The sequence below is a fragment of the Roseibium sp. genome, assembly GCF_051016195.1.
In the GTDB taxonomy this organism is placed as follows: Bacteria; Pseudomonadota; Alphaproteobacteria; order Rhizobiales; family Stappiaceae; genus Roseibium.
In genome coordinates this window covers 6,052,949-6,067,337 of the sequence record NZ_CP134616.1, presented here as the reverse complement: position 1 = coordinate 6,067,337, position 14,389 = coordinate 6,052,949, and the positions used below count along the sequence as shown (strand labels likewise).

Below are 14,389 nucleotides of genomic sequence, written 5' to 3'. Positions count from 1 at the left end.
AAGATTTTGAGGATTAAGATGTTCGACCTTCCTTTCACGCTTGCTTCGCTGAAGACCGCTTATTCAGATGGCATTAGCCCGACGAAGGTCGTCGAAGAAGTCTACCGCCGGATCGAGGCCGTGGATGATCCGGGAATTTTCATTCATCTGTGCGACAAGCAGGACGTGTTGCAGGACGCCGGCGCGCTGGGGTCCTACGACGCTGAAAAGCCGTTGTGGGGCGTGCCGTTTGTCATCAAGGACAATATCGACGCAGCCGGAAAACCGACCACGGCAGCTTGCCCGGCTTACGCCTACGAAGCAGACAACGATGCATTCGTCTTGAAACAGCTCCGCGACGCCGGCGCGCTGCTGATCGGCAAGACCAATCTTGATCAGTTTGCGACCGGCCTTGTCGGTGTCCGCTCTCCGTTTCAGCCGCCGAAGAACGCGGTGGATCCCGCGATCGTTCCGGGCGGATCTTCTGCCGGATCCGCTGTTGCGGTCGGACACGGCATCGTCAGCTTTTCCCTTGGAACCGACACGGCGGGATCAGGGCGCGTGCCGGCAGCCCTCAACAACATTGTGGGATTGAAACCGACGCTCGGGTCCCTGTCCGCAACCGGTGTTGTTCCGGCCTGCCGGACGCTCGATACGATCTCGATTTTCGCCCTGACGGTCGAGGACGCCTACACGGTGTTCAAGGCTGCCGCCAGCTTTGACGAAGAGGATGCCTATTCCAGGAAAATCGCCGTACCGGACCTTGCAGCATCACCGTCTCACCTGAAAATCGGCGTTCCGGATGCTGCATCAATCGAATTTTACGGCGACGGCATCCAGGAAAAATCCTTCCACGACACCGTGGCGCTTCTCAAGGAAAGCGGTGCCGATATCATCGAAGTCGATTTCACGCCCTTTTATGATGTTGCACACATGCTTTACGAAGGTGCCTGGGTTGCCGAGCGGCACACCGTGATCGAGGACCTGATGCGTGACAACCCGGAGGCTGTCCATCCCGTGACACGGAAAATCGTCGGTGCGGCCCTCGGTCTCAGCGCGACCGACGCGTTCCGGGGCATCTACCGGCTCAAGGAACTTGCGCGAAAGACGGAACCTGTTCTGGCAGCGCTCGATCTTCTTTGTGTGCCGACTATTCCGACCTTCTACAGCGTGGCTGATCTTGAAGCGGATCCCGTCGGACCGAATTCGCGCAACGGCACCTACACAAATTTCGTCAATCTCCTCGATATGTGCGGTCTCGCTCTGCCGGTCTGTGCGCGCTCGGACGGCCGTCCCGGCAGCGTCACCCTGCTGGCATCGGCGGGGCGGGACGGACTGATCGCATCGCTCGGCATCGAACTGGAGAAGATGGCGCCTCATTCGCTCGGCGCGACGGGCTGGATTGCACCGGAGCCTGCAGAGTTCTCAGCCTCTGAAGCACCGGACGAGATTGCCGTTGCGGTGTGTGGAGCGCACATGTCCGGAATGGCCCTGAATGGCGAGTTGACCGGTCGCGGCGGACGGTTCTTGCGGAGCGCCGCGACCAGTGATGCCTACGCGCTCTATGCCCTGGCAGGAGGTCCACCGAAACGTCCGGGACTTGTCCGCAGCGCACCGGGTTCCGGCCGGCAGATAGAGCTGGAAATCTGGACCCTGCCGAAGTCTGAGGTCGGCGGATTTCTTGCAGGCATTCCCGCTCCGCTCGGGCTTGGAACCGTTGAACTGGTTGATGGCAGCAAGGTCACCGGCTTTGTCTGCGAAACCGTTGGAACGGAAGGGGCGGAGGATATCTCTCATCTCGGCAGCTGGCGAACCTACATGGACGGTTTGAAACCGGCGCAGCCCGCGGCCGCTGAATGATCAAGGCGGGCAGGTGAAAAGATGACAGACCATGATCTTCCCGTAATCGATCTGGCACCTCTGGCAGCGGGGACGCAGGAAGGTTTGATGGCGGTTGCCGCCGAGATCGGTCACGCAGCACGTGAGATCGGTTTCTTCTACGTCCGTAACCATGGTGTCGATGCCGCATTGATCGAACGGGTGTTCAAGGCGTCACACCAACTCTTTGGCCAGCCACTCGATGCAAAGATGGCGCTCACCAGGGATTTCTTCAGAACCAATCGCGGCTATGTACCGATGAAGGGAGAAAACCTAGACCCGTCGAAACCCTCCGACCTGAAAGAGGCCTTCAACATCGGACTGGATCTTGCGCCGGATGACCCGAGAATACTCGCCGGGGAACCGTTCCGGGCGGTGAACCAGTGGCCGGAACTGCCCGGCTGGAAGGAGACCCTGCTAAGCTACTTCGATGAAGTCTGGGCGCTTGGCCGCAGACTTCACCAAGCCATTTCGGTCGATCTCGGCATTGACCGCAATTTCTTCGAGAACAAGCTCGACGCGCCGATGGCAACGCTCCGCCTGTTGCATTATCCGCCGCAGCCTGCGAGTGCGGAAGCCGGCCAGATCGGTGCTGGCACACATACCGACTACGGCAACATCACCATTTTGCTGCCCGATGAGGTTGGTGGCCTGGAAGTGCAACGGCGCGACTGCGCATGGCTGAAAGCTCCCACGATCGAGGGTGCCTTCGTCTGCAACATCGGTGATTGCCTGATGCGGTGGACCAATGATGTTTATGTTTCCACGCCGCATCGCGTCGTCAATACGAGTGGCCGGGAACGGTATTCGATCGCGTTCTTTCTCGATCCCAACCCGGACGCGGAAGTCGCCTGCCTGCCCGGTTGCGTTGGAGAGGGGGAGACACCGAAATATCCCGCTATTTCCGGTGCCGACTATCTGAAGACAAGGCTGGATGCGAGTTACGAACCGGTCAAACATGCCCGAGATTCGAACAGTTGAATGATTAAAAATTAGCCAAAAAAATAAAGCGGCTAACAAATAGTCAGAAACGTGAAGTCACGAGACTCCACGCGATCGAGACGTGCGCTCTCAGCTTTGCTGAAGAACTCAATAAAAATTATAAAAATCAATAAGTTAAATTAAAAAACTTGAAGTGACTTATCTTGCGGGGAAATGGCACAGGGATTGCAAAATCACGTCGAAGAAAAACGGAGCGGGCGATGACGCATGGCTTCGTCATAAAACGGAGGACGTAATGTCAAAGTTTGAACTCTCACGCCGCACAATCCTGAAATCATCTGCGGCCGGTCTTGCCGCTCTCTCCGCAGCTGGTCTGTCACGGCTCGCGCATGCCTCGGACCTCACGGTCGGGATCGTCTATGTCGGACCGCGCGACGACTTCGGCTGGAACCAGGCCCACGCCGTCGCCGCGGCGGCCCTGAAAGACGTGCCGGGGGTAACCGTCGTCGAGGAAGAAAATGTGCCCGAGACGGTCGCGGTCGAGAAGTCCATGGAATCCATGATCAATCTCGATGGCGCCAAGCTGATCTTCGCGACATCTTTCGGCTACTACAAACCCTTCGTTCTGGATCTCGCCGGCAAATACACCGACGTGGAATTCCGGCACGCGGCACCGCTGTGGACCGACGCCGACCCGAAGAATGCAGGCAGCTATTTCGGCTACCTTGACCAGGCGCACTACGTCAACGGCGTCGCCGCCGGCCTGTCGACCACCAGCAACAAGCTCGGCTTTGTCGCCGCCAAACCGATCGGCACCGTTCTGCGCAACATCAACTCCTTCCTCCTCGGCGCGCGAAAAGTAAATCCGGAAGCCACGGTCCAGGTGATCTTCACAGGCGAATGGTCGATGCCGGTGCGTGAGGCTGAAGCTGCAAACGCACTCGTTGACGCCGGATGCGATGTTCTGACCTGTCATGTCGATGGCCCGAAGGTCGTGATCGAAACGGCGGAGTCGCGCGGCATCAAGTGTTGCGGCCACAACGCCTCCCAGGCTCCGTTGGCGCCGAATGGCTTCATCACCGGGGCGGAATACAAGTGGGAAACCATCTACAAGATGTTCGCCGCCAATCTCGCCGAAGGCCAGCCCTTGCCGAACTTCACCGGCGGTGGGTTTGACGTCGACTTCGTCCGCTCCACACCCTATGGCGCCGGAGCCTCGGAAGCGGCGATCGCATCTGCCGATGCGGCGCGTGCGGATGTCAAGGCCGACAAGCCGATCTTCGTCGGACCCATCAACAAGCAGGACGGTTCGCCGTTGCTCGCCGCCGGCGCAAGTTTCGACAACTATGAACCGTCCCTCGATCAGACGGACTACCTGATCGAAGGCGTTGTCGGCTCGATCACCTGAGGACCAATCGACCCTTGCAACGGCGGTCTGCCTCACGAGGCAGGCTGCCGTTGCAGTGAACATTCCGGCGTGGCCGTAGTCGCTCGCGTTTGCGGCCACCCAAGTCTCAGGGAAACGGTATGGCAGATACCACGGAAACGCCCGGCATGGCCGTCCAGTCCGGCGTGTCGAACGATCTATTGGACAGGCTCAGACGCTCGTCCGAATATGTGGTCATTCCACTCCTGGCGCTTGTCTTTTCCGGAGCGCTGTTTTCTGTCTTTCTGTTCGCGCTCGGCAAGTCGCCGGTAGAGTTCTTTTCACTGGTCTGGCGCGGCGGCTTCGGAACCAGCTTTTCCTGGCAGAACACGCTCGTCCGTGCCGCTCCACTGATTTTCACAGCCCTTTGCGTCGCCATTCCGGCGCGCCTGGGTCTCGTCATAATCGGTGGGGAGGGGGCTTTGGTGCTTGGCGGGTTTGCCTCGGCCGCGATTGCAATACCGATGATCGGCTGGATGCCGGGATACCTGATGCTTGCCATCATGGCACTTGCGGGCATGGTGGCCGGAGGGATCTGGATCGGCTGCGTCGGGGCCCTGCGGCACTATCGCGGCGTGAACGAGACCATCGCCTCGCTGCTGATGTTCTATATCGCGGTTTCAATCCTCAATTTCTTTGTCGAAGGCGCCCTCAGGGACCCGTCCGACCCGAACAAGCCGTCCACGAAGCCGATCGGATCGGAAAACATGATCGGCGAGATTCCGGGAACGGATGTGCATTGGGGGCTTCTGATCGGTGTCCTGCTGTGCGGCGTGCTGTATCTGCTCATGAACCGGACCACGTTCGGCTTTGCAGCGCAGATTGCCGGCGGCAACCTGAGAGCCGCGCAGGCGCAGGGGCTCCCCGTCGGACGTCTCATGGTGATTTCCTGCGCGATTGCCGGTGCCTGTGCCGGTCTTGCCGGTTTCTTCGAGGTCGCCGCGATCCATGGCAAGGCCAACGCCTCGCTGATCGCCGGCTATGGCTTTACCGGGATCCTTGTATCGTTTCTTGCCCGTCACAACCCGCTCGTGATCGTGCCGGTCGCCATCTTTCTCGGCGGTATTGCAGCCTCCGGTGGTCTCGTGCAGCGGCGCATGGACCTCCCGGACGCAACGGTCCTTGTGCTGCAGGGGCTTTTGTTCCTCGTCATCCTCGTGTCGGAAACCTTCTACGGCCGGCTGTCCATATTCAAGTCGAAGGGAGCTGCGCAGTGACCGACGATGCGGGCCTTATGACCGTGCTGCTTGCAATGTTCGCAGGCGCGATCCGGGTGTCGACACCCTTCCTGTTCGTGAGCCTCGGCGAAATGCTCACCGAAAAATCCGGTCGCATCAATCTTGGTCTGGAAGGTACGCTGGTTTTTGGCGCCATGTCCGGCTACGCCATCTCCTATCACACGGGCTCGCCATGGTTCGGTGTTCTCGTCGCCGGTCTCTGCGGATCGTGCTTTGGCGCGTTGCATGGCTATCTTTGCAAGCTGCCGAAGGTCAACGATATCGCAATCGGCATCGCGCTGATGCTGTTCGGAACCGGTCTGGCGTTCTTCTTCGGAAAAGCCTACATCCAGCCGTCCGCGCCCCGCCTGCCCGCCATGTCCTTTGGCACGTGGAGCGATCATCCCGGCGTGCGCCAGGCGCTGGAGATCAACCCCCTGTTCCTGCTGGGGATCGTCCTGGCGGTCTTTCTGTGGTGGGCGCTCAGGAACACGCGCTACGGCCTGATCATCCGGACAACGGGCGACAGTGCGCCGGCTGCCCTGGCGCTGGGGATCAATGTCGACCGTGTCCGGCTTCTGTCAACGATGGCGGGCGGGTTTTTCGCCGGCATCGGCGGGTCGTTCCTGTCGCTCTACTATCCGGGAAGCTGGACCGAAGGCCTTTCGTCCGGGCAGGGGCTGATGGCGGTCGCACTTGTGATTTTCGCCCGCTGGAACCCGCTCTACTGCTTCTGGGCAGCCCTTCTTTTCGGTGCGGCGGGAGCGCTTGGACCGGCGCTTCAATCCATCGGAATTTCACGCGGCTACCACTTCTTCAACGCTGCGCCCTACATCCTGACACTCTTGATCATGATCGCGAGCACATCGCCGCGGCGCTCCCTGAAGGGGGCCCCGGGCGAATTGTCGATCACCAAATAAGGAGCCATGCAATGAACGGACTTGGAGGATTGAACAAAGCCCCGAACGGTGTGGTTCTGGGCATGGTGCAGCTGCAATTGCCGACCGTCGTGACCGAAATCGATCTGGCGAACCAGACGGAAGTCATCGTGAACATGGTGGCAAAAGCGCGCCGCAACATGCCGACGATGGACATGGTGGTATTCCCCGAGTACGCGCTTCACGGCCTCTCCATGGACATCAATCCGGACATCATGTGCTCGCTCGACGGCCCGGAAGTGGCCGCCTTCAAGAAGGCCTGTGTCGACAACGACATATGGGGCTGCTTCTCGATCATGGAACTCAACCCGGGAGGCATGCCCTTCAATTCCGGCCTGATCATCGACAACAAGGGCGAGCTCAAGCTCTATTACCGCAAGATGCATCCCTGGGTGCCGGTCGAGCCGTGGGAGCCGGGCGACCAGGGCATTCCGGTGATTGACGGCCCGAACGGCTGCAAGATGGCGCTGATCATCTGCCATGACGGCATGTTCCCGGAAATGGCCCGCGAATGCGCCTACAAGGGCGCCGAAATCATGATCCGCACCGCGGGCTACACGGCTCCGATCAGGGAAAGTTGGAAGTTCACCAATCAGTCCAACGCTTTCTGCAATCTGATGGTGACGGCGAATGTCTGCATGTGCGGCACGGATGGCACCTTCGACAGCATGGGCGAAGGCATGATCGTCAACTTCGACGGCACAATCCTGGCTCACGGAACCAGCGGGCGCGCCAACGAGATCATCACGGCCGAGGTGAGGCCGGATCTGGTGCGCGAAGCGCGCATCAACTGGGGTGTTGAGAACAACATCTACCAGTTCGGCCATCGCGGCTACGTCGCCGTGAAGGGTGGCGCTCAGGATTGCCCCTACACCTACATGACGGACCTGGCAGCCGGAAACTATCGCCTGCCCTGGGAAGACGAAGTCATTCACACGGACGGCACCTCCTGCGGGTTCGACGCACCGGTGCGCCGCTTCGGCGACAAGGTCCTGAGCGATGCAGCGGAGTGAACCTCATGAGCCTGGCTGACACACTTCCCGCCGACCTCAACAGTCCCGTTGCCGCTGATCCTTACCCGTGGCCTTACAATGGCGATCTGCGACCGGAGAATACGGCGCTGGTCATCATCGACATGCAGACCGATTTCTGCGGCAAGGGTGGGTATGTCGACAGCATGGGCTACGACATCAGCCTGACACGCGCGCCGATAGAACCGATCAGGACCGTCCTCGCCGAGATGCGTGCAGGCGGGTACCACATCATTCACACGCGGGAAGGGCATCGGCCCGACCTTGCCGACCTGCCCGCAAACAAGCGCTGGCGCTCGCAGAGGATCGGAGCCGGTATCGGCGACCCGGGCCCCTGCGGCAAGATCCTCGTCAGAGGCGAACCGGGTTGGGAGATCATTCCCGAACTCGCGCCTCTGCCCGGCGAGCCGGTCATCGACAAACCGGGCAAGGGATCGTTTTGTGCAACGGACCTGGAATTGCTGCTGCGGACCAGGGGCATCGACAACCTCGTCCTGACCGGGATCACGACGGATGTCTGCGTCCACACGACCATGCGCGAGGCCAATGATCGCGGATTTGAATGCCTCGTGCTGTCCGATTGCTGCGGCGCGACCGACCAGGGTAATCACGATGCTGCCCTGAAAATGGTAACCATGCAGGGCGGGGTCTTCGGCGCTGTTGCGGACAGCACGACCCTGCTTGCCGGTTTGAGGCAGGCGGCGGGAGCCGTGGGCTCATGAGCATTGCTGCGCAGACGGTCTCGCCCTCCCGCGCAATTGGTGTCGAAACCGTCGGCATGTCCAAGGCCTTCGGAAACCTGGTCGCATTGGATGACGTTTCGATCCGGGTGACGCCCGGATCCTTTCACGCTCTGCTCGGCGAAAACGGCGCCGGCAAGTCGACACTCGTCAAGTGCATGATGGGGTTCTACCAGCCGACGAGCGGGGCGATGCTGGTGAATGATGACGAAGCCGACGTGCCCAACCCGCGCGCCGCGCACGCCCTCGGCATCGGCATGGTGTACCAGCATTTCACGCTGGTGCCGTCCCTGACAGCGGCTGAAAACCTCGTTATTGCGCGTGCGGACGCACCGCGCGTGATCGACTGGAAGGCGGAGCGCAAGGCACTGAGCGCCTTTCTGGAAACAACCCCCTTCAAGGTGCCGCTCGACGTGCCCGTGTCCGGGCTTTCCGCGGGTGAAAAGCAAAAGCTGGAAATTCTCAAACAGCTCTACCTGGATCAGCGTTTCCTGATCCTCGATGAACCGACGTCGGTGCTGACGCCGGACGAGGCAGACGAAGTGCTCGGACTGCTGAGGGCGATGACCAAGGCCGGTGACCTGACAATCCTGATGATCACGCACAAATTCCGGGAAGTCACAGCCTATGCGGACGACGTCACGGTGCTGAGACGCGGACGGGTGGTCGGAAGCGGCCGGGTTGGTGATCTTTCCGTCGACGACATGAGCCGCATGATGATCGGCGAAACGGAAATCCGGGAAAGTGCTGCGCGAACAACGCACCAGCGGGCAGAGCTCAAGCTGGAACTTGCCGGACTGTTCGCCGATGATGACGAGGAACTGCCCGCCATCGAGGCCGTCAATCTGAAGGTTCACGCCGGTGAAATTCTCGGGATCGCGGGGGTCTCCGGCAACGGCCAGTCGGAGTTGATCGAAGTGCTGTCCGGTCAGCGGATGCTCAAGGATGGCCGGATATTCATCGAAAACAAGCCCTATGAGCCAGAACGTGGCCAGATGGACGCATTCAAGGTCTTCGGGTTCTCCGAGGAACCCCTCAAGAATGTGGCGGTGCCCCGCATGAGCGTTGCGGAAAACATGGCGTTCCGCACCTTTGACAAGGCGCCGATCTCGCCCTTCAGGGGCTGGTTGTCGCCACCGCCGATGCGCCGTCAGGCACGGGACCTGATCGCGGCCTACAGGGTCAAGACGCCGTCGACGGAAGAACCGATCGAGAACCTCTCCGGCGGCAACGTTCAGCGCGCGATCCTTGCACGGGAGCTGTCGGGAGATGTCGATATCCTGATCGTCGCAAATCCCTGTTTCGGGCTGGACTTTGCTTCTGTCGCAGAAATCAGGGCGCAGATCATGGATCAGCGCAACAACGGGGCCGCGATCCTGCTCGTGTCGGAAGACCTGGACGAGATCCTGGAACTTGCCGACACGGTCGCCGTGATGTCCGAAGGGCGGATCACTTACCAGTCTCCGATGGCCGAAACGGACAGGGCAACCATCGGCCATGCGATGGCGGGGCACCACTGATGCATAAGGTCGAGGCCGATCCTTTCACCTTCTCTTTCGATCCGGCGTGCACGGCACTCATTGTGATCGACATGCAGCGCGACTTCATCGAACAGGGCGGCTTCGGGGAAACGCTCGGCAACGACGTGTCGCACATGCAGCGGGCGATCTCGCCGACACAGGACCTGCTGCGCCTGTTTCGGCAGAAGGGATGGCCCGTCATTCACACGCGCGAGTGCCATGCCGCGGACCTGAGCGATTGTCCGCCGGCCAAACGGGATCGCGGCAACCCGTCGATGCGCATTGGAGATGACGGACCGATGGGCCGCATTCTCGTGCGAGGCGAGCCCGGGGCCGAGATCGTTTCCGAATGTGCGCCCGTTGAGGGCGAAATCGTCATCGACAAGCCCGGGAAGGGCGCGTTTTACGCGACATCCCTTGGCGAGGACCTTGAACGGCTGAAGGTCCGGAGCCTCGTTTTTGCCGGGGTTACAACGGAAGTTTGCGTGCAGACGACGATGCGCGAGGCCAATGACCGCGGCTTCGAATGCCTCCTTATCGAGGAGGCGACCGAGAGTTATTTTCCGGAATTCAAGGCGGCGACGCTCGACATGATCAGGGCGCAGGGCGGCATCGTCGGCTGGACCGCGCCGCTGAAATCATTTGCCGCCGCAATCAACGAATAGGACTAGGATCACATGAGCGAAGAGTTCGACGCCAGGTCCCATGTCGCGCACATGGAAAAGGTCATGAACCTTGCGATCGAGGAGGATTGGCGTCCTGTTGTCGAGGCGCACATTGCCGCCATTGAAAAGGCTGCCGCGCTTGTCCAGAGCTTTCCCTTGAACGAAGAGGTTGAAGCCGCACCGGTGTTTGAAGCATGAGTGGAGCCGACGTTACCGGGATGACTGCCGTCGGGATCGCGGACGCTGTCGGCAGCGGTATGCTGTCGGCAAAGGACGTCGCCCAGGCGTCGCTGACGCAGATCGAACAGCGCAACCCGAAGATCAATGCCTTCACTAATGTGACAGCAGATGCCGCTTTGGCGGACGCGCAGAAAATTGACGGCGCTGTCTCCGCCGGCACGAGACTGCCGCTCGCCGGCGTACCATTCGCGGTGAAGAACCTGTTCGATATAGAAGGTGTCATCACGCGGGCCGGGTCGAAGATCAATCGCGGCAACGCGCCTGCCACCGCCGATGCAACACTCGTTCAACACTTGCGCCGCGCTGGTGCCATCCTGATGGGCGGGCTGAACATGGGCGAATATGCCTATGATTTCACGGGCGAAAACATCCACGACGGAAACTGCCTGAACCCCCATGACCCGAGCCGTATGAGCGGCGGGTCGTCCTCGGGTTCCGGGGCAGCGGTCGCCTCCGGCATGGTGCCGGTCAGCCTCGGCTCGGACACCAACGGATCAATCCGTGTGCCGTCGTCCTTCTGCGGCCTCTTCGGTCTCAAACCGACCTATGGGCGTCTGTCACGCCATGGCACCTATCCGTTTGTCGGCAGCCTTGATCACCTCGGACCAATGACAAGGTCGGCCGCCGATCTCTCGCTTGTCTTCGATGTGCTGCAGGGAGCCGATCCGAACGACCCGGCGCAGGCTGCAAGACCTGCGCTCGCAACGCATGAACTGATTGGTCAGGGTGCGGACAGATTGCGCATCGCGATTGCCGGCGGCTACTTCCGGGAAAAAGCCGAGCCCGAAGCTCTTGCGGCCGTTGACACGGTCGCGCGTGCACTCGGGGCCTCAGCTGAAATCGACATTCCCGAAGCTGCCCGCGCCCGCGCGGCGGCCTACGTCATCACCAGTGCGGAAGGGGCGAACCTTCATTTCGACAGGATCGCGACGCGACCCACTGACTACGACCCTGACACGCGCGACAGGTTCCTCGCCGGAACCATGGTGCCGGCGGTCTGGGTACAGCAGGCGCAGCGCTTTCGCAGTTGGTTCCGTGACACGATGCGCAAGATATTTGAAGAGGTCGACATTCTGCTGGCGCCAGCCACGCCCTTTTCCGCACTGCCCTCCGGAACGAAGACCATCACGCTGGACGGTGTCACGATGCCGGCGCGTCCGAATATCGGCCTGTTCACCCAGCCTGTATCCTTCATCGGACTTCCCGTGGTCGCGGTTCCGGTCTGGCTTGAAGGAGCGGCACTGCCGATCGGCGTCCAGGTGATTGCACCGGCCTGGCGCGAAGACCTTGCGCTCAGAACCGCCTTCGAACTTGAGCGTGCGGGCATCTGCAGGGCACCTGTCGCTGCCTGAAAAACTTTTTGAGGGGATGAACATGGACGACGCACGCTGGTCGGGGAGGAACCGGGACAAGGACCGGATCAGGCATCGTGTCTGGTCCGGCCTGGAGACAAGCGGCACCAGCATTGGCCCGGCCCGGAGCTGCATCCCGAATTTCGCAGGCGCGGACCTTGCCGCGCGCAACCTCGCGCGTCTGCCGCAATGGCAGGCGGCAAGGGTGGTGAAGTGCAATCCCGATCCGCCGCAAATTCCGGTCAGGCTGCGGGCGCTTTATGAAGGCAAGATCGTTTACGCCCCAGTGCCGGAACTCCTGAAACCGTTTCCCTTCGTCCGCCTCGACCCCGAAAAGCTGGCAGACAAAGGCATTCAGTTCGAACTGGCCGCCACCTCCCAGGGCTTTGTCGAACACGGCGACCCGGTCGAATTCGAGGACATGGAGCCGCTGGATTTCGTGGTGGTCGGATGTGTTGCCGTCAGCCGCGCCGGTGCGCGGACCGGCAAGGGCGGCGGCTTTGCCGATCTCGAACTCGGCATTTTCCGCGAACTGGACAAACTGAAACCGGGTGCGCCGATCACCACGACGGTTCATTCCTCGCAGGTTGTCGGCAACGATCAGCTTGTCATGATGGACCATGACAGCGCGCTGGATGCGATCGCGACGGAAACCGGACTGATCGAAACCGGTACGACATTCCCGCAGCCGGAGGGTGTCGCCTGGAACGCCGTTCAGCCGGACCAGTTCCGGGACATCCCGTTTCTTGAAACGCTGCGCGACCGCCTGAACGGCACGGGAAGGGGAGACTGATGGAGATCAACATCGCGTCCGTGAAGGCGGAGGTCGAGGCGGTTTTTGCCGAATATGAAACAGCGCTTGTGACCAACGATGTCGCGACGCTCGACCGTCTTTTTCTCGATGCACCGACAACGATCAGGTATGGCGGTGGAGAAAATCTCTACGGCTATGACGAGATCGCAGCCTTCAGGTCGGCACGGAACGACGGCAATCTTCAAAGGCGATTGGAGAGGACGGTGATCACCACCTACGGCACGGCCTTCGCCACGGCCTCAACCCTGTTTTACCGTGACACGGCCCCCGGAAAGGTCGGCCGCCAGATGCAGACCTGGATGAAAACCGAGGACGGCTGGAAGGTGGTCGCCGCCCATGTCAGCGTAATCGCAGAGTAAAGCTCTTTGGGGCTTGCGCACATATTCTGTCGGGAAACAATGGTGCGGCCGGAGAGATTTGAACTTAAGACCGTTCCCATACCAGGGGACCGGAAATCTCCTTGACTATCGCCGGTATCGCAAAGCTCTCCCTGAAGACGGCCAGGTGGTCTGCAATCACGTTGTGCTTGAAATTTTCGCCGGCGCGAATTCACCAAAAAATTAACTGTTTTTTAACTGAACATATTAACAAAGAGCTAACTTGATGTTAAAGAGACAGCTAAATTTGTACAGGATTGATTCAATGAAGTTTCTAAAGACAACTTTGGTAGCTGCCGCTATTGCCGTCGCGCCGACCGCTGCATCTGCTGCAAGCATCATGCTGGATTTCTTCAGCAGCAGCCAGCTAAGCGAAGCGCGTGACGCCAAGAGTGCGTTTGACCACAGCGTAAGCACCGCGAGCGAAGATTTTGAAGGTTTTGCCGTCGGGACATCCACGCTGAACGGGTTGGACACGGGCATTGGCACCATTACGACGGTCGCAGGCAACAATCCGGGCGCTTCCGCGATTGGCATAACGTCGGAATCGATTGTCCGCGACTCAACGGCTTTTGGTCGATACAACACGACGTTCAGTGGAGAAAAGTGGCTAGACAGCAACGACAACGCCGACGTGATACTCGACATCGGCGATACGGGCGATGCAAACCGTTTGTCGCTGTTCATCACGGACGTTGACGATGTTGGTGCAATAGCCTTCGAAATTCTGTCCACAAACGGCGTTATGGACTTTGTTTTCAACGGAACTCAGAAACTCGCCAACGGCAACCTGATCCTCGCCATGTTCGACTTCGGTGCTTCGCTGGCGAGCGAGTATACGATTACGCTGTCGATCGATGCAGGTGACGGCTTCGGTATCGACGACGTGAACGCAACGGTTGTACCGCTACCGGCTGGTGGTCTTTTACTTCTGACCGCGATTGGTGGTTTGGCCGTATTCCGTCGCCGGAAAGCCTGAACGACAAAACCACAGGGGCCAACCGGCTCCTTTGAGCAACTCTGCAAACCCGGTGGTGTCAGATAACCTGGCCCATCGGGTTTGTTTTTTGTCGTGTTGATTAATGGGCACCACCGTGCCAGCGATCACGAGTGAGACGCAAACCTGCAGTCTCGCCGTCCTATCGTGCGATGGGATGTTTGAGTGGCACGGGACCAAAACGGCTTTGTTGTTTCCGATTGATAATGTCAAGCGGCACAACGCGTGGGTTATGATTCTCGCCTCGGCCGTGTTGGAGCAGAGATTTCCAAT

General features: G+C 60.0%; 14 protein-coding genes. All 14 read left to right on the top strand.

Annotated features, from left to right (window positions below; translation table 11 throughout):
• Positions 1-18: 18 nt before the first annotated feature.
• The 14 genes from atzF to RDA78_RS27520 all read left to right on the top strand — a co-directional run bounded on the left by atzF (position 19) and on the right by RDA78_RS27520 (position 14,098).
• Positions 19-1,839: an allophanate hydrolase gene (gene atzF, locus RDA78_RS27585; RefSeq protein WP_434052943.1), complete on the top strand. Its 1,821-nt coding sequence runs from the start codon at positions 19-21 to the stop codon at positions 1,837-1,839.
• A 21-nt stretch (positions 1,840-1,860) separates the two neighbouring features.
• Entirely contained in the window at positions 1,861-2,838 is a 978-nt protein-coding gene (locus RDA78_RS27580; RefSeq protein WP_434052942.1) for an isopenicillin N synthase family dioxygenase, read from the top strand.
• A 256-nt stretch (positions 2,839-3,094) separates the two neighbouring features.
• Positions 3,095-4,207, top strand: coding sequence for a BMP family ABC transporter substrate-binding protein (locus RDA78_RS27575; protein WP_434052941.1), 1,113 nt, complete (start codon positions 3,095-3,097; stop codon positions 4,205-4,207).
• Positions 4,208-4,326: 119 nt separating this feature from the next.
• On the top strand, positions 4,327-5,442 hold the full coding sequence (locus RDA78_RS27570; RefSeq protein WP_434052940.1) for an ABC transporter permease: 1,116 nt from the start codon (positions 4,327-4,329) through the stop codon (positions 5,440-5,442).
• Between the two features lie 17 nt (positions 5,443-5,459).
• The gene (locus RDA78_RS27565) at positions 5,460-6,362 is read left to right on the top strand and encodes an ABC transporter permease (protein WP_434056223.1); all 903 of its coding nucleotides are present in this window, start codon (positions 5,460-5,462) and stop codon (positions 6,360-6,362) included.
• A gap of 11 nt (positions 6,363-6,373) precedes the next feature.
• On the top strand, positions 6,374-7,393 hold the full coding sequence (locus tag RDA78_RS27560) for a formamidase (RefSeq protein WP_434052939.1): 1,020 nt from the start codon (positions 6,374-6,376) through the stop codon (positions 7,391-7,393).
• A 5-nt stretch (positions 7,394-7,398) separates the two neighbouring features.
• Positions 7,399-8,133, top strand: a complete 735-nt coding sequence (gene biuH, locus RDA78_RS27555; protein WP_434052938.1) for a biuret amidohydrolase — start codon at positions 7,399-7,401, stop codon at positions 8,131-8,133.
• A complete protein-coding gene (locus RDA78_RS27550) occupies positions 8,130-9,671 on the top strand; it encodes an ABC transporter ATP-binding protein (RefSeq protein WP_434052937.1) in 1,542 nt (513 codons plus the stop codon). The genes biuH and RDA78_RS27550 overlap by 4 nt, the downstream gene beginning before the upstream one ends.
• Positions 9,671-10,336, top strand: a complete 666-nt coding sequence (locus RDA78_RS27545) for a cysteine hydrolase family protein (RefSeq protein ID WP_434052936.1) — start codon at positions 9,671-9,673, stop codon at positions 10,334-10,336. Before RDA78_RS27550 ends, RDA78_RS27545 begins: the two co-directional genes overlap by 1 nt.
• Positions 10,337-10,348: 12 nt before the next feature.
• On the top strand, positions 10,349-10,534 hold the full coding sequence (locus tag RDA78_RS27540) for a DUF4089 domain-containing protein (protein ID WP_434052935.1): 186 nt from the start codon (positions 10,349-10,351) through the stop codon (positions 10,532-10,534).
• The gene (locus RDA78_RS27535; protein ID WP_434052934.1) at positions 10,531-11,928 is read left to right on the top strand and encodes an AtzE family amidohydrolase; all 1,398 of its coding nucleotides are present in this window, start codon (positions 10,531-10,533) and stop codon (positions 11,926-11,928) included. The genes RDA78_RS27540 and RDA78_RS27535 overlap by 4 nt, the downstream gene beginning before the upstream one ends.
• A 22-nt stretch (positions 11,929-11,950) precedes the next feature.
• A complete protein-coding gene (locus tag RDA78_RS27530) occupies positions 11,951-12,721 on the top strand; it encodes a 5-formyltetrahydrofolate cyclo-ligase (protein WP_434052933.1) in 771 nt (256 codons plus the stop codon).
• Positions 12,721-13,101 (top strand): oxalurate catabolism protein HpxZ, encoded by a 381-nt coding sequence (gene hpxZ, locus RDA78_RS27525; protein WP_434052932.1) that lies wholly within the window; start codon positions 12,721-12,723, stop codon positions 13,099-13,101. The genes RDA78_RS27530 and hpxZ overlap by 1 nt, the downstream gene beginning before the upstream one ends.
• A gap of 283 nt (positions 13,102-13,384) precedes the next feature.
• Positions 13,385-14,098: a VPLPA-CTERM sorting domain-containing protein gene (locus RDA78_RS27520; protein WP_434052931.1), complete on the top strand. Its 714-nt coding sequence runs from the start codon at positions 13,385-13,387 to the stop codon at positions 14,096-14,098.
• Positions 14,099-14,389: the final 291 nt, after the last annotated feature.